The organism is Rhodoferax sp. XS2R6 (assembly GCF_056521365.1).
In genome coordinates, this window is record NZ_JBWMAY010000001.1 from 60,809 (window position 1) to 77,471 (window position 16,663).

18 protein-coding genes are annotated in these 16,663 nt (G+C 61.5%); 2 read left to right on the forward strand and 16 right to left on the reverse strand.

Annotated features, from left to right (window positions below; genetic code table 11):
• Window positions 1-76 precede the first annotated feature (76 nt).
• A complete protein-coding gene (locus tag AC097A_RS00325) occupies window positions 77-766 on the reverse strand; it encodes an ABC transporter ATP-binding protein (RefSeq protein ID WP_479619337.1) in 690 nt (229 codons plus the stop codon).
• Between AC097A_RS00325 and AC097A_RS00330 the strand changes: the two genes are divergently transcribed.
• Together AC097A_RS00330 and mnmH are read left to right on the forward strand one after the other, a co-directional pair.
• On the forward strand, window positions 765-1,406 hold the full coding sequence (locus tag AC097A_RS00330) for an arylesterase (RefSeq protein WP_479619338.1): 642 nt from the start codon (window positions 765-767) through the stop codon (window positions 1,404-1,406). The two genes, AC097A_RS00325 and AC097A_RS00330, sit on opposite strands and share 2 nt — an antisense overlap.
• Before the next feature lie 9 nt (window positions 1,407-1,415).
• Window positions 1,416-2,471, forward strand: a complete 1,056-nt coding sequence (mnmH, locus tag AC097A_RS00335) for a tRNA 2-selenouridine(34) synthase MnmH (RefSeq protein WP_479619339.1) — start codon at window positions 1,416-1,418, stop codon at window positions 2,469-2,471.
• Between the two features lie 58 nt (window positions 2,472-2,529).
• On the opposite strand, the gene AC097A_RS00340 is transcribed toward mnmH, so the two are convergent.
• From AC097A_RS00340 to hisS, 15 genes are all read right to left on the reverse strand, one after another.
• Complete coding sequence (locus AC097A_RS00340; RefSeq protein WP_479598682.1) at window positions 2,530-2,712, reverse strand: hypothetical protein; 183 nt, start codon at window positions 2,710-2,712, stop codon at window positions 2,530-2,532.
• A 9-nt stretch (window positions 2,713-2,721) separates the two neighbouring features.
• Window positions 2,722-3,576 (reverse strand): DUF2189 domain-containing protein, encoded by an 855-nt coding sequence (locus tag AC097A_RS00345; RefSeq protein ID WP_479619340.1) that lies wholly within the window; start codon window positions 3,574-3,576, stop codon window positions 2,722-2,724.
• A gap of 89 nt (window positions 3,577-3,665) precedes the next feature.
• Complete coding sequence (locus tag AC097A_RS00350) at window positions 3,666-4,871, reverse strand: PLP-dependent transferase (RefSeq protein ID WP_479619341.1); 1,206 nt, start codon at window positions 4,869-4,871, stop codon at window positions 3,666-3,668.
• 19 nt (window positions 4,872-4,890) lie between these two features.
• Window positions 4,891-5,415, reverse strand: coding sequence for a phosphoribosyltransferase (locus tag AC097A_RS00355; RefSeq protein WP_105263095.1), 525 nt, complete (start codon window positions 5,413-5,415; stop codon window positions 4,891-4,893).
• Between the two features lie 76 nt (window positions 5,416-5,491).
• On the reverse strand, window positions 5,492-6,868 hold the full coding sequence (locus AC097A_RS00360; protein ID WP_315848463.1) for an adenylosuccinate synthase: 1,377 nt from the start codon (window positions 6,866-6,868) through the stop codon (window positions 5,492-5,494).
• Window positions 6,869-6,879: 11 nt separating this feature from the next.
• Window positions 6,880-8,028 carry an ATP phosphoribosyltransferase regulatory subunit gene (locus AC097A_RS00365; protein WP_479619342.1) on the reverse strand — a complete coding sequence of 383 codons (1,149 nt, stop codon included), beginning with the start codon at window positions 8,026-8,028 and terminating at the stop codon, window positions 6,880-6,882.
• A gap of 54 nt (window positions 8,029-8,082) precedes the next feature.
• The gene (locus tag AC097A_RS00370; RefSeq protein WP_479619343.1) at window positions 8,083-8,274 is read right to left on the reverse strand and encodes a DUF2065 domain-containing protein; all 192 of its coding nucleotides are present in this window, start codon (window positions 8,272-8,274) and stop codon (window positions 8,083-8,085) included.
• A gap of 3 nt (window positions 8,275-8,277) precedes the next feature.
• The gene (gene hflC, locus AC097A_RS00375; RefSeq protein WP_479619344.1) at window positions 8,278-9,180 is read right to left on the reverse strand and encodes a protease modulator HflC; all 903 of its coding nucleotides are present in this window, start codon (window positions 9,178-9,180) and stop codon (window positions 8,278-8,280) included.
• Window positions 9,181-9,189: 9 nt separating this feature from the next.
• A complete protein-coding gene (gene hflK, locus AC097A_RS00380; RefSeq protein WP_479619345.1) occupies window positions 9,190-10,569 on the reverse strand; it encodes an FtsH protease activity modulator HflK in 1,380 nt (459 codons plus the stop codon).
• Window positions 10,570-10,608: 39 nt separating this feature from the next.
• A complete protein-coding gene (hflX, locus tag AC097A_RS00385; protein WP_479619346.1) occupies window positions 10,609-11,781 on the reverse strand; it encodes a GTPase HflX in 1,173 nt (390 codons plus the stop codon).
• A 55-nt stretch (window positions 11,782-11,836) separates the two neighbouring features.
• On the reverse strand, window positions 11,837-12,082 hold the full coding sequence (gene hfq, locus AC097A_RS00390; RefSeq protein ID WP_105263137.1) for an RNA chaperone Hfq: 246 nt from the start codon (window positions 12,080-12,082) through the stop codon (window positions 11,837-11,839).
• An 89-nt stretch (window positions 12,083-12,171) separates the two neighbouring features.
• On the reverse strand, window positions 12,172-13,515 hold the full coding sequence (der, locus tag AC097A_RS00395; RefSeq protein WP_479619347.1) for a ribosome biogenesis GTPase Der: 1,344 nt from the start codon (window positions 13,513-13,515) through the stop codon (window positions 12,172-12,174).
• Between the two features lie 19 nt (window positions 13,516-13,534).
• Complete coding sequence (gene bamB, locus AC097A_RS00400) at window positions 13,535-14,668, reverse strand: outer membrane protein assembly factor BamB (RefSeq protein WP_315848458.1); 1,134 nt, start codon at window positions 14,666-14,668, stop codon at window positions 13,535-13,537.
• A gap of 2 nt (window positions 14,669-14,670) precedes the next feature.
• Window positions 14,671-15,324: a YfgM family protein gene (locus AC097A_RS00405; RefSeq protein WP_105263104.1), complete on the reverse strand. Its 654-nt coding sequence runs from the start codon at window positions 15,322-15,324 to the stop codon at window positions 14,671-14,673.
• Window positions 15,325-15,336: 12 nt separating this feature from the next.
• Entirely contained in the window at window positions 15,337-16,662 is a 1,326-nt protein-coding gene (gene hisS, locus AC097A_RS00410) for a histidine--tRNA ligase (protein WP_479619348.1), read from the reverse strand.
• Between the last annotated feature and the right edge of the window lies 1 nt (window position 16,663).

Consider the following 16,663-nt stretch of genomic DNA (forward strand, 5'->3'; position numbering starts at 1 on the left):
TCACAAAGGCACCATATTTGCTACGTTTTCAGGAGCTTCTCGCGCAATATCCACGGGCTCCAGAGGCCAAAATGGCTCAAACCTCAGCCGCAGGCTCTGCCACCACCCTGCCCGCCTCGATGGTGATGCGGCGGTCGCAGCGGGCGGCAATGCCGCGGTCGTGGGTGACCAGCACCAGGGTCGTTCCCTGTTCGCGGTTCAGGTCAAACATCAGCTCCATGATTTTTTCGCCGGTGGCAAAGTCCAGGCTGCCGGTGGGCTCGTCGGCCAGCAGCACGGCGGGCTTGACCACAAAAGCCCGGGCCAGCGCCACGCGCTGCTGCTCGCCACCGCTCAGCACCTTGGGATACGAATTGAGCCGCTGCGACAAGCCCACGCGGGCCAACATCTCGGTGGCGGCGCTGCGGGCGTCTTTGCGGCCATCCAGTTCCAGCGGCAGCATCACGTTTTCCAGCGCGGTGAGGTTGCCCAACAGCTGGAAGCTCTGGAACACAAAACCCACCTGCTTGGCGCGCAAGGCGGCGCGTGCGTCTTCGTCGATGGCAAAAATGTCGTGGCCGGCCAGGCGTACGGTGCCGCTGGTGGGAGTGTCCAGCCCGGCGATGATGGAGAGCAATGTACTCTTGCCCGACCCGGATGCTCCGACGATGGCCGCGGTCTCGCGGGCTTTGAGTGCAAAATCAATGTCGCGCAGGATCTCCAGCGTGCCGGTGGAATCAGTCACCGCCTTGAAAACATGGTCAACCGAAATGATGGAATCAGACATGGGGCTCTCTGTAGTTCGACGACACTGTATCGCGCTGCTTATTTTGGCGGGATTTGCAGGGGCTTCCCTGGCCCAGCCCAAGCCACACACCATTTTGGTGGTGGGCGACTCGCTGAGCGCCGAATACGGCCTCAAACGGGGCACCGGCTGGGTGGCGCTGATGGAGCAGCGCCTGGCCAAAGAGAACCCGCAGGCCAAGGTGGTCAACGCCAGCATCAGCGGTGACACCACCTCGGGCGGCCGCTCCCGGCTGCCCGCGCTGCTGGCCCAGCACAAACCCACGGTGGTGGTGGTGGAGCTGGGGGGCAATGACGCGCTACGCGGTCTGCCCCTGGCAATGACCCAGGAAAACCTGCAGGCCATGACCCAGGCGGCCCAGGCCGCCGGCGCCAAGGTGCTGCTGGCCGGTATGCAGGTGCCGCCCAACTATGGGCAGGACTACACCAAGAAGTTTTCCGAGACCTTTGCCGCCGTGGCCAAGGCCCAGAAGGCGGCGCTAGTGCCGTTCTTGCTCAAGGGTGTCGCCGACGGGCCCAACGCGGCCAAGTTGTTCCAGGCCGACCGCATTCACCCCAACGAGTCGGCCCACCCCACCATCCTCAACACCATGTGGCCCGCCGTGCGTGCGCTGCTGCGCTAAGCCGCCCCTATGAGTTTGAAACTGATGGCCGCCGCCCAGGCCCTGGCCCAGCTGGACCAGTTTGACGCGGTGATTGATGCACGCAGCGAAGGTGAATACGCACTGGACCACCTGCCCGGTGCGCAGAACTGGCCCACGCTGCACGACGACGAGCGCATCACGATTGGCACCCTGTACAAACAGGTCAGCCCGTTTGAGGCACGCAAGCTGGGTGGGGTAACGGCGGCGCGCAATATCGCCAGCAACATTGAAACCCACGCACTGGACAAACCCAAACACTGGGCCCCGCTGGCCTATTGCTGGCGCGGTGGCCAGCGCAGCGGCTCACTGAGCCTGGTGCTGGACCAGATCGGCTTCAAGGTCACGCTGGTGCAAGGCGGCTACAAGGCGTTTCGCGCAGCGATGCTGGAAGACATTCCGCTGCAGGCCCAGCGCTTGCAGTTGGAGGTGGTGTGTGGCACCACCGGCTGCGGCAAAACCCGCCTGTTGCACGCCCTGGCGACCGAGGGCGCGCAGGTGCTGGACCTGGAAGGCCTGGCCAACCACCGCAGCTCCCTCTTGGGTGCGGTGCCCGGTCTGCCCCAGCCCACCCAAAAGCGCTTTGACACGCTGGTATGGGACACGCTGCGCAAATTTGACGCCACCCGCCCCGTGTATGTGGAAAGCGAAAGCAAGAAGATTGGCAACCTGACCCTGCCCACGGCCCTGGTGGAGCGCATGCATGCCAGCCCCTGCCTGCAGCTGAGCCTGCCCACCGAAGAACGTATTGAACTGCTGCTGGAGGACTACAGCCACCTGGTGCATGACACCGCCTACTTTTGCCACCGGCTGGACGTGATGGCTGAGTTTCGCGGCAAGGTGGTGGTGCAGGGCTGGAAAGACCAGGTGGCAGCAGGCAACTTCCGCCCCGTGGTGCAAGACCTGCTGACGCAGCACTACGACCCGAGTTACCTCAAGTCCATGCAGAACAACTTTCGCCATTTCGGCGCCGCGCGCAGCATCACCGCCAGCGATCGCTCTGCAGACGCGATGCGCAAGCTGGCGCAGGCGCTCTTGGCGCCCTAACAGGTCATTGGGGGGGAGAGCGGGCCTAGGGAGCCTGACCGCTCAGTGGCGGTCGCTCTCAGGCAGCGTCGCCAGCGGCCGTGCCTTCTGCGGGCGTGCCGGGCTCTGCGTCGGTCTCATCGTTCTCAGGCGCGTCACCGGTCAGTTTGCGCTCGGCCTTGCTCTTGAGCTTTTCTTCTTTTTTCTTTCGCTTGGCCAGTTCTTTCTGACGCTTTTCGTAACCGTAATTGGGTGTTGCCAAGATGTGCTTTCAGTTTGATGGGGCCACTGTAACATCTCCCGGCCACTGCACCGCCCCCCGGTAGGCATGCCAGCTGGCGTGCCCCAGCCAGGGGCCCACCACCAGCAGGCCCAAACTCCAGGGCAACAGCATGGCCAGCACTACCAGCGTGGTCAGCAGCAGGCCCCACAGCACCATCACCCCGGTGTTGTGAAAGACCACCTCCAGGCTGGTGATGGCGGCCGAGATGGCGTCGGTGTCGCGGTCCAAAATCATGGGGATGGAGACCACTGCGGTGGCAAACACCAGCATGGCAAAGGCGCCACCCACCACGGCATAGGCCGCCACAAACTCCCAGTTTTGCGGGTTAAACACCGCCTCCAGCACCCCGGTGGTGGACGGCATGCCGGTGTTGAAGAACACGGCAAACACCACCAGCGACGCCCGGCCCCACAGAAGCTCCAGCAACACCAGCACCAAAACCAGCAGCCCCATGCTGCCCAGATGGCGGTCCCAGCAGGTGACTGATGCCCCCAGCGCCGGGGCAACGCCGAGCTCGCGACGGCGGCTCACCTCGTACAGGCCCATGGCCAGAAACGGGCCTAGCAACAGGCAGCCAGAGGCAATCGACATGGTGTATTCGGGTTTGGCGCGGAACACCGCGGTCAACACCACGGCCATGGTGCAAAAGGCCACGCCATAAAAGGCCGCAATGCCGGGGTGTGCCAGCAGGTCGGCCGCGCCCTTGCACAGCCAGACAAAAGGTTGCCCCCAGGTGAGCGGAACAATCGTCTTGCGTGGTGCATCCGAAGGCGGCGGCACATAAGGCTCGGCCATCACGGGCAAGTCTTGCCCGGAAGTTTCTGGTGGGGGTGAGGTGTGCATGGCCGCAGCTTAAAGCGGCGGTGGGGCCTTGCCTACTCAGGAAAACACGCAGAGGTCATGCGGGTGCACAGCCTCTGCGCGAACGCGACTCAGCGCAGTGCGTTCAGCGCTTGCGCGATGTCAGCTTGCAGGTCGGCCACGTCTTCCAGGCCAATGGAGAAACGTACCAGCGTGCCCGGCAGCAAATGCGCCGGCCAGCCCGTGCGCATGGTCTCCAGCTCGTACGGCACCACCAGGCTGATGGGGCCGCCCCAGCTGTAGCCCAGGCGGAACAGTTTGAGCGCGTCACAAAACGCGTCGGTCTGCGCCTGGGTGAAACGTTTGTCCAAAATCACGCTGAACAGGCCCGCCGCTGTGCCCTCGGCACCGCCACACAGGGCTTTCCAGTGTGCGTGGCCGGGCGACTCCTCCAGCGCCGGGTGCAGCACCTGCACAAACTCGGGCAGGGTTTGCGCCCAGGCCGCCAAACTGCGGGTCGCCACGTCGTGGGTGCGGTAGCGCAGCGCCATGCTGGGCAGAGAGCGCAGCACCAGCTCCACATCGTTCATGCCCACACCAATACCAAACCGCATGTGGGTGAGCTTGAGCTTGAGGTGCAGGCCAGCGTCACGTGTAATGACGCTGCCCATGAGCACATCACCACCACCGCTGGGGTACTTGGTCAGCGCGTGGGCCGAGATATCGACGCCCACGGCCGGGCTGGCGCCAGGTACCAGGTCAAACGGCGCAAACGCCAGACCCGCACCCCAGGTGTTGTCCAGCGCGGTCAGCACCTTGCGGCGCTGGCAGATGCGGACCATTTCCACCAGGTTGGGAAACTCCAGCGAGACCGAGCCCGCAGCTTCGAGCCACACCAGCTTGGTGCGGCTGGAGATTTGCGCTTCCAGGTCCTCGGGGTCCATGGGGTTGTAGTACTGGTGGGTAATGCCCCAGCCCAGCAACTCGCCCTCGACCAGGGATTTGTTGGGGCCGTAGGCGTTGTCGGGCAGCAGCACCTCGTCGCCGCTCTTGAGCAGCGACATGGCCACCAGGCCCAATGCTGCCAGGCCGCTGGGCACCAGCAGACATTGCGCGCCACCTTCCAGCGTGGCCAGGCGTTCTTCCAGCGCGTAGCTGGTGGGCGTGCCGTGCAGGCCGTAGGTGTAGGCGGTTTTGTCTTTCCACTCGCGGCTGCGCATGGCGGCCACGGTGGGGAAGAAGACGGTGGACGCCTTGAAGACGCCGGGCTGCGGCGCTTCAAACCCGCCAGGAGGCTGGTAGGCGTGGTGGATCAGGTCGGTAATGCGTTCGGTCATGCGGCGCTGCAGGGGTCTGTCAGACGCTCCACTTCTGGATGAGCTGCTGCGGACGCAGCGAGTCGTAGCCCTCGAAGGGCTGGTGGATCCAGGGGTTGGTGGGCAGAAACTCGACCGAATAATCGGGCGTGAAGGTGCTCAGCGCCTTGGTCCAGATCACGGCGCTGCGCAGCTCGGTGATGGGCTTGTAGTTGTTCTTGAGCTGGTGAATCACCGCATTCAAGGTGTGGCCCGAATCGGCCAGGTCGTCCACCAGCAGCACGCGGCCGGCGATCTCGCCCTTGGGCGTGGTGATGAAACGCGCGATGTCCAGGTTGCCCTGCTGCGTGCCAGCTTCGGCGCGGTAGGAGCTGGTGGACATGATGGCCAGGGGTTTGTCAAACACGCGCGACAAGATGTCGCCAGGGCGCATGCCGCCACGGGCCAGGCACAGGATTGTGTCGAACTCCCAGCCCGACTGAAAAATCTTGATCGCCAGTTTTTCAATCAGGTTGTGGTACTCGTCGTAGCTCACATAGAGGTGTTTGCCGTCTTCTGTCAACATCAGAATGCTCCTAAATTAGTAGCTGCTTACGCAATATTTACGGGGGCTAGAGGGCTATTTGACTTAAAAATGGCAATCACTCGGCCAGGTAGGGATGGCGCATCATGATGGTGTGGTCGCGGTCCGGGCTGGTGGACACCATGTGGATGGGCACACCAGTGACCTGCTCGATACGCTGCAGGTACAGACGCGCGGCCACGGGCAGCTTGTCATACTGGGTCACGCCCACGGTGCTGTCGCTCCAGCCTTCCATGGTTTCGTAAATCGGCTTGCAGCGCGAAATGTCATCGGCGCCCATGGGGAGGATGTCCACCACTTCACCGTCCAGTTCGTAGCCGGTGCACAGCAGCAGTTCTTTCAAGCCATCCAGCACGTCCAGCTTGGTGATGCACAGGCCGGACAAGCCGTTCACCTGCGCCGAGCGCTTGAGCAGCGCGGCATCAAACCAGCCGCAGCGGCGCGAACGGCCGGTGGTCACACCCTTTTCGGCGCCCACAGTGCTCATGTGGTAGCCGGGTGTGCCCTCCACTTCCCAGTCCAGCTCGGTGGGGAACGGGCCGCCACCCACGCGGGTGCAGTAGGCCTTGGTGATACCGAGGATGTAGTGCAGCATGCCCGGGCCCACGCCCGCACCGGCGGCGGCATTGCCAGCCACGCAGTTGCTCGATGTCACATACGGGTAGGTGCCGTGGTCCACGTCCAGCAGCGTGCCCTGCGCGCCTTCAAACAGCAGGTTGGCACCGTGCAGGTTGGCTTCGTTCAGCTCGCGCGACACATCGGCCATCATGGGCTTGAGCAGTTCGGCGTGGCGCATGGCCTCGGCATACACGGGCTCAAACTGCACCTGGCCGTCCTTCATGTAGGGCGCCAGCGTGGGGCCGAAATCAAATGCAGCGGAGCCCAGGTAGCTGGTCAACACATGGTTGTGCAGGTCCAGCAGCTCGCGCAGCTTGGCGGCAAAACGCTCGGGGTACTTCAGGTCTTGCACGCGCAGGGCGCGGCGGGCGATTTTGTCTTCGTAGGCGGGGCCAATGCCGCGGCCGGTGGTGCCGATCTTGGCGGTGCCGCCCTTTTCGCGGAAGGCCTCACGGGCCACGTCCAGCGCGGCGTGGAACGGCAAAATCAGCGGGCAGGCTTCGCTAATGCGCAGGCGCGAACGCAACTCCACACCGACTTTTTCCAGACCTTCAATTTCTTCAAACAGCTTGGCGGCTGACAGCACCACACCGTTGCCGATGTAACACTTGACGCCAGGGCGCATGATGCCGCTGGGGATAAGGTGCAAGGCGGTTTTGACGCCGTTGATGACCAAGGTGTGACCGGCATTGTGGCCGCCTTGAAAGCGCACCACGCCTTGGGCGCTTTCGGTGAGCCAATCGACCAGCTTGCCCTTGCCCTCGTCGCCCCACTGGGTGCCCACGACCACTACATTTCGACCTTTGGTTGTATTCATTTCGCTCTGCTTTAAATTGCTGTTACGACCCACTGACCGGCGGCTTGCACCAACTCGCGGTCGCACTGAAACTCATCGACTTCACTCTCGTGCCCTGGCAGGACACACACCACCGTTTCGCCCTGCTGGCGCAACTGCGCAATGGCAGCGCGCAAGGCGGACGCCTCACCCCAGGGCGCACGCACCGCCGCCCGCAAGGGACGCACCGCAGCGGCACTGGCCAAGACCTTCACGTCCAAACTGAACCCCACGGCCGGCCGCTTGCGGCCAAACACGGAGCCCACCTCGTCGTAACGACCACCGCGTGCCAGCGCGTCGCTGGCACCCGTGGCATACACCGAGAAACGCGCGCCGGTGTAATAGGCATAACCACGCAGATCAGCCAGGTCAAAGGAAACACGCACGCCATCCAGATGACTAGCCAGCCATTCCAGGTGGGTCAATGCTTCGCGGATACCGGGCAGATCTGGCAAGGCCTGCCGAGCTTGCGCCAGGACCGACACATCGCCGTACAAATCCACCAGTGCCAGCAGGCCCTGGGCCGTGGCCGCGGGGCAGTGCTGTACCAGCAGGTCCAATTCGCTGCGATCTTTGGCGGCCAGTGCAGCGTGCACCAGCACCTGCTGGGCGGCGCTCAGGCCCGAAGGCAGCAGCAAAGCGTCCACGATGCGGGCATCGGCCAGATCCACGGTGAGGGCCCCCACTTGGGCGGACTTCAAGGCGTCCAGCGCGAGGGTAAGGATTTCGAGATCAGCCTCCAACCCGGTGTGGCCATAAATCTCGGCGCCGAACTGCAGTGGCTCGCGGGTGGCATGGGGGGCCGCCGGGCGCGTGTGCAGCACGGGACCGCAATAGCACAGGCGGGTGACACCACGGCGATTGAGCAAGTGGGCATCGATGCGGGCCACCTGGGGTGTGCTGTCGGCCCGCAGCCCCATCATGCGGCCCGAGAGCTGGTCCACCAATTTGAAGGTTTGCAAATCGAGCGCCTCACCGGTGCCCGAGAGCAAAGACTCCAGGTGTTCCAGCAAAGGCGGCATCACCAGCTCATAGCCATAGCAGCGCGCCATGTCCAGCAGGTCTCGACGTATTTCTTCGATGTGGCGCGCTTCAGACGGCAGCACATCGGCAATGTGATCCGGCAGGACCCAAGCAGACATGGAATTGGAGGGGGCTGTTAAAACAGCGATTTTACCGGGCTTGGAGCCCGCTTTTCAGGGCAGCAGCCACCAAATCGACAACAAGCCCACCAAGATGCTGGCCAAACCGAAAAAGCGGATCTGGCCATCGTTGAGTTGCAAGAGCTGGGTGAACATGCGCCGCCACCCAGTGGGTGACAGAAAGGGGAAAAGCCCCTCCACCACCAGCACGAGGGCGAGCGCCACCCACAGGGTGTCTGCGCTCAAGGCTTACTTCTTGGCAGCGCCAGGGCTATTGCCACCGTTGCGGAACACCTTGAAGAACTCGGAGGATGAGGGGTCCAGCACCATCACGTCGCTCTTGTTCGCAAAGCTGGACTTGTAGGCTTCCAGGCTGCGGTAGAACTGGGCAAACTGGGGGTCTTTGCCAAAGGCTTCGGCGTAAATACGCGCAGCTTCGGCATCGCCCTCCCCCTTGATCTTCTGGGCATCACGGTAGGCGTTGGCAATGGTAATCTCGCGCTGGCGGTCCGCATCAGCACGAATTTTTTCGCCTTCAGCACCGCCGGTAGAGCGGAGTTCATTGGCCACACGTTTACGTTCAGCCTCCATGCGGCGGTAGACAGACTCGGTGATGGCCTCCACATAGTCGACGCGGGTGATACGCACATCCACCACATCCACACCCCAGGGTTTGGCACCACGAACCTTGTCCAGCACCTCAGCCTTTACGTCGGCCATCAGGGCTTCGCGTTTGAGCGACAGCAGCTCTTTCACGGTGCGTTTGTTGATTTCTTCCTGGAATGCATTGCGCACCACACGGTTCAACTGGCTAGCACCAGCGCTTTCGTTCAAACCCACATTGCGGATGTACTCCGTGGGTTCAGAAATGCGCCAGCGCACGTACCAGTCAATCACCACACGCTGCTTCTCGGCAGTCAGCATGGGCTCGGCATCGGTGCTGTCCAGCGTCAGCAGGCGCTTGTCGATGTACGAAACGTTTTGGAACGGTGGTGGGAGCTTGAAGTTAAGCCCAGGCTCGGTGATAACTTCCTTGATCTGACCCAAGGCATACACGACGCCAAACTGGCGCTGGTCCACCACAAACAGCGTGGAGCTGGCCAAAGCCAAGAGCACCAGCAGCGAAGAAAAAATAAATCCAATGCGGTTCATGGTCGGGTCCTAGCGAGAGTCACGTTCACGCGAACGGGCGGCATCGCGGCTGCGGGCATCGTTGTTCAAGATGGAGGTGGCGGGCGCTGCAGGCTGGGGAGCCGCCGCGGGTGCCGAGGCGTCCGCCGCGGGTGCGGCATTCATCTGAAGAATTTTGTCCAGTGGCAGGTACAACATGCTGTTGCCCTGGCGGGACTCTACCAATACCTTGGTCACGTTGCCATAAATCTGTTGCATGGTGTCTAGGTACATGCGGTCACGGGTCACCTGCGGTGCCTTTTGGTATTCGGTGTACACGGAGCGGAAGCGCTGGGCATCACCCTGGGCCTGGGCCACCACACGGGCTTTGTAGGCATCGGCTTCCTCCTTCAGGCGCGAAGCGGAACCGACGGCACGCGGCACCACATCGTTGGCATACGCCTCGGCCTCGTTCTTGGCACGTTCACGCTCTTGGCCAGCCTTGAGCACATCGTCAAATGAAGATTGCACTTGCTCAGGCGGACGCACACCACCCTGCTGCAGGTTGATGCCAACCACTTCCACACCGACCTTGTAGCGGTCCAGAATGGTTTGCATGAGGGTGCGCACACGGGGCGCAATCTGGTCACGCTCTTCCGACAAGGCCGCATCCATCTTCATCTTTCCCAAAACTTCGCGTACCGCGGTTTCGGCGGCCTGCACCACCGCGTCATTGGGGTTCTTGCTTTCGAACAGGAAAGCACGCGCATCACTCAGGCGGTATTGCACAGCAAACTTGATGTCGAGGATGTTTTCATCTTCGGTCAGCATGGCGGACTCTTTCAGGCCAGTCGCCTTGAGCACGGTATCTCGCCCCACGTCCACAGAGCGGATCTGGCTGACGAACACCAACTCGTGTTTTTCAATCGGGTACGGCAGACGCCAGTTGAAACCGGCGTTCACCGTGGACTTGTATTTGCCAAACTGGGTGATCACCGCTTGTTGGCCTTCTTGCACGATGAAGAATCCAGTGCCCAGCCAAATCAGGGCCAAAACGCCCAGAATCAAGCCAACACCGATGCCGGCACTTTTCATATCGGGCTGAAAACCACCACCCGAACCACCACCGCTGCCATTGCCACCACGGGGCTTGGAGGCGCCACCAAACAAGCCACTCAGCTTGCGGTTGAAATCGCGCCACAACTCATCCAGGTCCGGTGGACCCGATTGCGCCGCACCACGACGGTCCGGCTGCGCCTGGGGCACTGCAGAGGGTTTGGGGGGGTCACTGTCTGGAGCTGCGCCTTCGGGCTTATCGGAAGGTGCAGAGGAATCGTCTCCTCGGCCCCAACGGGAGTCGTTCAGATTGAACATATTGCGCATCCACTGGGGCCACGTGACCTTGGGGGGATTCGGCAGGGATAGTTTCATGGTTTTGTCTCGCGTACAACAGCTCGGGATTGTGCCCAATTACGAACCGGCCCCATAGGGCTCAGGGGAATACTCGTTGGCGGGGCCCGCACCCGGGGCCGCACTGGCCACAGCGGCCAAATGCTGGCGCAGCAGGGGCATGCCCACATTCTCGCGCGCACTAACAAACACGCGTGGGGTCTGCACGCCGTGCAGGTCGTACATGTCTTCCATGCGCAGCGGCTGCAGCTCAGGTGGCAAAGCGTCTACTTTGTTGAACACCAGCAGTTGCGGAATTTGGTCCGCACCGATCTCCGCCAGCACCGATTGCACCTGCTCGATCTGCTCGGTGTAGTTGGGGTTGGAGGCATCCACCACATGCAGCAGCAAATCGGCATCAACGGCCTCTTGCAACGTGGCCTGAAATGCATCGACCAGTCCGTGGGGCAAATCGCGGATGAAACCCACGGTATCCGACAGGGACACCGAGCGCTGCGCGTCTCCCAGGTACAACTGGCGGGTCGTCGTGTCCAACGTGGCAAACAGCTGATCCGCCGCGTAGGCCCGCGCCTTCACCAGCGCATTAAACAGCGTGGACTTGCCAGCGTTGGTGTAGCCAATCAGGGAGATATTGAACGCATCCCGGCGCTCACGCTGGCGGCGCTGGGTCTGGCGCTGGCGCTTGACCTTGGAGAGGCGCTCCTTGGTGCGTTTGATGGTCTCGTCGATCATGCGACGGTCCAGCTCAATTTGCTTCTCACCCGGGCCGCCGCGCACGCCAGCGCCACCCGTCTGCCGTTCCAGGTGGGACCAACGGCGTACCAAGCGGGTGCTGAGGTACTGCAAACGCGCCAGCTCGACCTGCAACTTACCCTCATGGCTGCGCGCCCGCTGGGCAAAAATTTCCAGAATCAGGTAGGTACGATCGTTGACCGGCAGCTCCAGGTGCCGCTCCAGATTGCGCTGCTGGCCAGGACTCAGGCTTTGGTCAAACAGAATTTCGGTCGCACCATGCTGCTGTGCAAGCAGCTTGATTTCGTCGGCCTTGCCCGAGCCCACAAACAATGCGGCATCGGGCGCACGGCGTTTGCAGGTGATGCGGGCTACCGGGCTCAGGCCAGCGGTCTGGGCCAACAAGCCTAACTCTTCGAGCTCGGCATCAAAGTTGGGCACCCCCAAGTCAACTCCGACCAAAATGGTGGGAGCGACGATCGGTGGAGTTTTGGCTGTCAAATGGGTGTGAGGCGTCTGACCGAACGCGTGCTGACGGGGCGCAGGCCCCGCAGCATCACGCAGCGGCGTTGTCTTCGGGAACGGCAGCCAAGTTCACGGCACGTCCGGGGACGATGGTGGAAATGGCATGTTTGTAGACCATCTGGGTCACGGTGTTGCGCAGTAGCACTACGTACTGGTCAAACGATTCGATCTGGCCCTGAAGTTTGATGCCGTTGACCAAATAAATGGACACTGGCACATGTTCCCTGCGCAAGGCATTGAGGAACGGGTCTTGTAAAAGTTGGCCTTTGTTGCTCACGATATTCTCCGTGTTCAAGTAGTGAAAGAAGCTTGACGATACCACAGCCACAGTAGCCCCGGCACCGGCCCAGGCGAATAGCCATCAGCTTATCGGTCGTCCTTGTCTGCAAAGGGGTTGGTGGACGACTTCATTTCGATGCGCAGCGGTGTACCAATGAGGTTGAACTCCTTGCGGAAACGCCCCTCCAGAAAACGCTTGTACGTCTCCGTCACATGCTCCAGCGAGTTGCCGTGGACGACAATGATGGGCGGGTTCATGCCCCCCTGGTGGGCGTAACGCAATTTTGGACGGTAGGCACCGTTCTTCTTGGGCGTCTGGAACTGGACGGCCTCCAGCAGCAAGCGGGTCAACACAGGCGTGGGCATCTTGCAGTTGGCTGCGCGGTGCGCCTGGGCAATCGAATCCCAAACCGGGCCCAGGCCCTGGCGCTTCTGCGCCGAAATCATGTGCAGGGCGGCAAACTTGAGAAAACCCAGACGGGTTTCCAGTGAGCGCCGCACCAGCTCACGCTGGTAATCATCGACAGCATCCCATTTGTTGACGGCCACCACCACAGCCCGGCCCGACTCCAAAATGTAGCCAGCAATATGGGCATCCTGGTCGGTCACGCCCTGGGTGGCATCAATGAGTAAGAGCACCACACTCGCAGATTCAATGGCCTGCAAGGTCTTGACGACGGAAAATTTTTCAATGGCCTCAAAGACCTGGCCTTTGCGACGCAAACCCGCAGTGTCAATCAACTCGAACCGTTGCCCATTGCGCTCAAAAGGCACAGAAATCGCGTCCCGTGTGGTTCCAGGCATGTCAAATGCCACCAGTCGCTCTTCGCCAAGCCAAGTGTTGATCAACGTGGATTTACCCACATTCGGGCGCCCTGCGACGGCCAGTTTGATGACAGCGGGATCTTCCTCTACCTCGGCCTCATCGGGTAACACCCAACCCAAACGATCTATGGCCATGTCTATCAGAGACCGAATGCCCTGACCGTGTGCTGCCGAGACAGGAAATACCTCGCCCAAGCCCAGCTCAAAGAACTCGACCAATTGGGCGCCTTCCTTCATGCCCTCAGCCTTGTTGGCGACCACCAGACAAGGCTTGCCCAACTTGCGGAGGTATTTGCCGATGTCGTGGTCTTGCGCCGACAAACCGCCGCGCGCATCCACAACAAACACCACCACGTCAGCCTCTGCCACTGCCTGGCGGGTTTGTTTGGCCATCTCGCGGTAAATCCCGCTGCTGGCATCGGGCTCAAAACCGCCGGTGTCAATGACGATGAACTCGTGTTTGCCCTGCTTGCCGTTGCCGTAATGGCGGTCCCGCGTCAATCCTGCGTAGTCCGCAACAATCGCGTCCCGGGTCTTGGTCATGCGATTGAAGAGGGTGGACTTGCCCACATTGGGGCGCCCTACCAAGGCGATCACTGGTTTCATGGTTCAGAACCCTTCAAACTTATTCGGGTCGGAACGCAAAAACGCCGCCCTTTTGCGTAACGGCAATCAATGTCTTACCAACAAGCACAGGGACACCCAAAATAGCGGAACCATCGGTAGTGGCCCGGTCCATGGGTGCGCCATCTGCGCGCGAGAGAAAATGGAGTACGCCAGCGTTATCGCCCACCACCAAGGACTGGCCGACGGCAAGTGGTGTGCCAAGACCGCGCCAGCGCAAGGCCTCGGACACCCACAAACGTTCACCCGAAACCCGGCTCCAGGCAATCAGCTTGCTGTCTGCTTCGGTACCGAACACATACTCGGCGTCCCCCCCCAGGCCCGTAGTCCCCGCAGCGGGTTTGTTCCAAACCATGGTGCCATTGGTGGCATTGACACATGCCACCGCAGCTTGGAAAGAACGCACACACACATTGGCCTGCAACCGGCTCACACCAGCCACCAGGTCGACCAAACGTTCCACCTCGTTGGTGCCACGGCTGACCGCCACGGGCGCCTCCCAGCGGGAAGCACCATTCAAGGGATTCACCCCCAACAAGCGTCCAGCCACCCCGACCACCAAAGTGTCACCCACGGCCAACAACACACCAGCCTGCCCCAGGACCAGGGGATCCGAAGACCGCTGTAATTGCCACAAGCGCTGACCACTTGTCGCATCAAACGCTGTGACGGTGCGGTCAGCAGACAAGGTAAAGATGCGCGCACCGGCCACGAGAGGCGGAGTAAGGCCCAAAGCACCCAGGCGCTGCTTCCACAGCACTTTGCCGGATGACATGGCGATCAATTCGCCGGCCTCAGACACGACCGCAGCAGTTTGCCCGTCGCTGCCCACACCAGAGACCAACGGCGTTCCCACATCCAACTGCCAGGCCACACTGCCCGTCTCACCCTGCAGTGCGGTCACTATTCCCTTGGCGGACGCTAGCAAAACTTGCGATCCCACTACATGCGGTTGTGCCGAGCTTTCCATGGCACCCAACTGGGCAGACCAGGCAGTTTTGACACCAATCAAGCCAATATTGGCACCCAAGTCCTTGGGCACTGGTTTGCTGGGCCCAGAGCAAGCCGCAAGCACCGCAACCAACGCCGCAGCGCTGGCCCATGTGGGTATTTGACGGAACAAAGAAAATGCCATGGTCAGTTGGCCGCCGTTTCCGACGCACCCAAAGCGCCCAGCTTCACAGAAACCAGACGCCGGTATTCTGCACGCGTGTCCATACCAGCCCACGCCTTGCGATACTCGGCAACCGCCTCCGCGTTCTTTCCCTGGGCCAACAACAAATCGCCTTGTTTGTCAGCTGCCAAGGCAACAAATGGCGCTGGGTAACTTTCACTCAGTACCTTGGATGCCAGATCAAACTCTTTCGCTTCGATATGGATACCCGCCAGACGTAGCTTGGCGATGGACGCGTAAGCCACATCTGCTTGACTGCCCCCCACCCAGGTTAATGCCGCCTTGGCCAAATCGCCCTTGCCACCCTGATACGCCAGCTTGGCGAGTGCCAGGCCCGCTTGTTGGGTGTAGACCGTGGAGGCAAAACGCTCCTTCATGTCACCAAACACCCGCTCAGCCAGGACCAAATCGCCGCTGCGCAGGACTTTGTCGACTTCTTCGAACATCACCGAGGCCTGGGCTGCGGTGCGTTTCTGCCAATACTGGTAGCCGTTCCAGGCGGCAAAGGCGCCCAGCACCACGATCAGCAGACCGGTGATCAGGTTGCCATACTGGTTCCAGAAATGTTTGAGCTGATCCAGCTGCTCTTGTTCTTCAAGGTCTAAATGGTTTGCCATAAGGGTCTCTGATTAGGTGGCGGATTGTAGGCCTTTGGCCCATTGGCTCAGCTCTTGCAGGGGCCTGCTTTGCTGGGCCTGCGACGCATCGCGCAAATCTTTGATGGTGACCTGTCCCTGCGCCAGTTCGTCCACGCCAAACACCAGCGCGTAGCGCGCGCCCGAGGCGTCGGCCTTCTTGAACTGCGACTTCAAACTGGCCATGCCCTCGGCCCCGGCGGGGTGCATTTGCACCGAGATGCCTGCCGCGCGGAGTTGCTCCAGGCTGACCATGACGCGCGGAGCATCCTTGGCATCACCCACGATGGCATAGGCATCCAGAGATGCCACAGCCTCGCTGGCACCGGTCTCCTTAAGCAGCTCCAGCACACGCTCCACGCCCAAAGCCCAGCCCACGGCCGGAGTGGGCTTGCCACCGATCTGCACGATCAGGTCGTCATAGCGGCCACCCGCACACACGGTGCCCTGGGAGCCCAGGCGATCGGTAACGAACTCGAAGACCGTCAGGTTGTAGTAGTCTAGGCCCCGCACCAGACGCGGGTTGATGGTGTAGGCCACGCCATTCGCATCGAGAATGGCCTTGAGCCCTTCGAAGTGCGCCAGCGATTCGGCACCGAGAAAATCCAGCAGGCGCGGCGCCCCCGCAACCATCTCTTGCATCGTCGGGTTTTTGGTGTCTAGGATGCGCAACGGGTTGCTGTGCAGCCGGCGCTTGGCGTCTTCATCGAGCAGCCCGGCATGTTGCTCAAAATAGGCGATGAGCTGGGCGCGGTGTAGTGCACGCTCCGCCGGCTGGCCCAGGCTGTTGAGTTCCAGTCGCACATCGGTGAGGCCAATGGCCTTCCACAGCGCAGCGGCCAGCAAAATCACCTCGGCATCGGTGTCCGGGCCACCAAAGCCCAGCGCTTCCACGCCGACTTGGTGAAACTGGCGGTAGCGCCCGCGCTGCGGCTTCTCGCGGCGAAACATCGGGCCCATGTAGAACAAGCGCTTGCCACCGTCATACAGCAGGTTGCTTTCGATCACGGCGCGCACCACCGCAGCGGTCCCCTCGGGGCGCATGCTCAGGTGTTCGGCCTGGCCGTGCTTGTCCGAACGGTCTTCGAAGGAGTACATCTCCTTCTCAACAATGTCCGTCACCTCGCCAATGCCGCGTACGAAGAGCGCGGTGTGTTCCAGAATGGGCGTGCGGATGTTGCGGTACGCATAGCGCAGCATCAGTTCACGCACCGTGGCTTCCAGAGCCTCCCATCGCGCCGACTCCGGCGGCAGGATGTCATTCATCCCCTTCACGCCCACCAACTTTTCCGCCTTGCGCGGAACGACCTTCTCATCCATA

Coding starts and splice junctions, on each gene's coding strand:
- AC097A_RS00330 (WP_479619338.1), top strand. CDS start 765: ATGGGGCTCTCTGTAGTTCGACGACACTGTATCGCGCTGCTTATTTTG.
- AC097A_RS00325 (WP_479619337.1), bottom strand. CDS start 766: ATGTCTGATTCCATCATTTCGGTTGACCATGTTTTCAAGGCGGTGACT.
- mnmH (WP_479619339.1), top strand. CDS start 1,416: ATGAGTTTGAAACTGATGGCCGCCGCCCAGGCCCTGGCCCAGCTGGAC.
- AC097A_RS00345 (WP_479619340.1), bottom strand. CDS start 3,576: ATGCACACCTCACCCCCACCAGAAACTTCCGGGCAAGACTTGCCCGTG.
- AC097A_RS00350 (WP_479619341.1), bottom strand. CDS start 4,871: ATGACCGAACGCATTACCGACCTGATCCACCACGCCTACCAGCCTCCT.
- AC097A_RS00355 (WP_105263095.1), bottom strand. CDS start 5,415: ATGTTGACAGAAGACGGCAAACACCTCTATGTGAGCTACGACGAGTAC.
- AC097A_RS00360 (WP_315848463.1), bottom strand. CDS start 6,868: ATGAATACAACCAAAGGTCGAAATGTAGTGGTCGTGGGCACCCAGTGG.
- AC097A_RS00365 (WP_479619342.1), bottom strand. CDS start 8,028: ATGTCTGCTTGGGTCCTGCCGGATCACATTGCCGATGTGCTGCCGTCT.
- hflC (WP_479619344.1), bottom strand. CDS start 9,180: ATGAACCGCATTGGATTTATTTTTTCTTCGCTGCTGGTGCTCTTGGCT.
- hflK (WP_479619345.1), bottom strand. CDS start 10,569: ATGAAACTATCCCTGCCGAATCCCCCCAAGGTCACGTGGCCCCAGTGG.
- der (WP_479619347.1), bottom strand. CDS start 13,515: ATGAAACCAGTGATCGCCTTGGTAGGGCGCCCCAATGTGGGCAAGTCC.
- bamB (WP_315848458.1), bottom strand. CDS start 14,668: ATGGCATTTTCTTTGTTCCGTCAAATACCCACATGGGCCAGCGCTGCG.
- AC097A_RS00405 (WP_105263104.1), bottom strand. CDS start 15,324: ATGGCAAACCATTTAGACCTTGAAGAACAAGAGCAGCTGGATCAGCTC.
- hisS (WP_479619348.1), bottom strand. CDS start 16,662: ATGGATGAGAAGGTCGTTCCGCGCAAGGCGGAAAAGTTGGTGGGCGTG.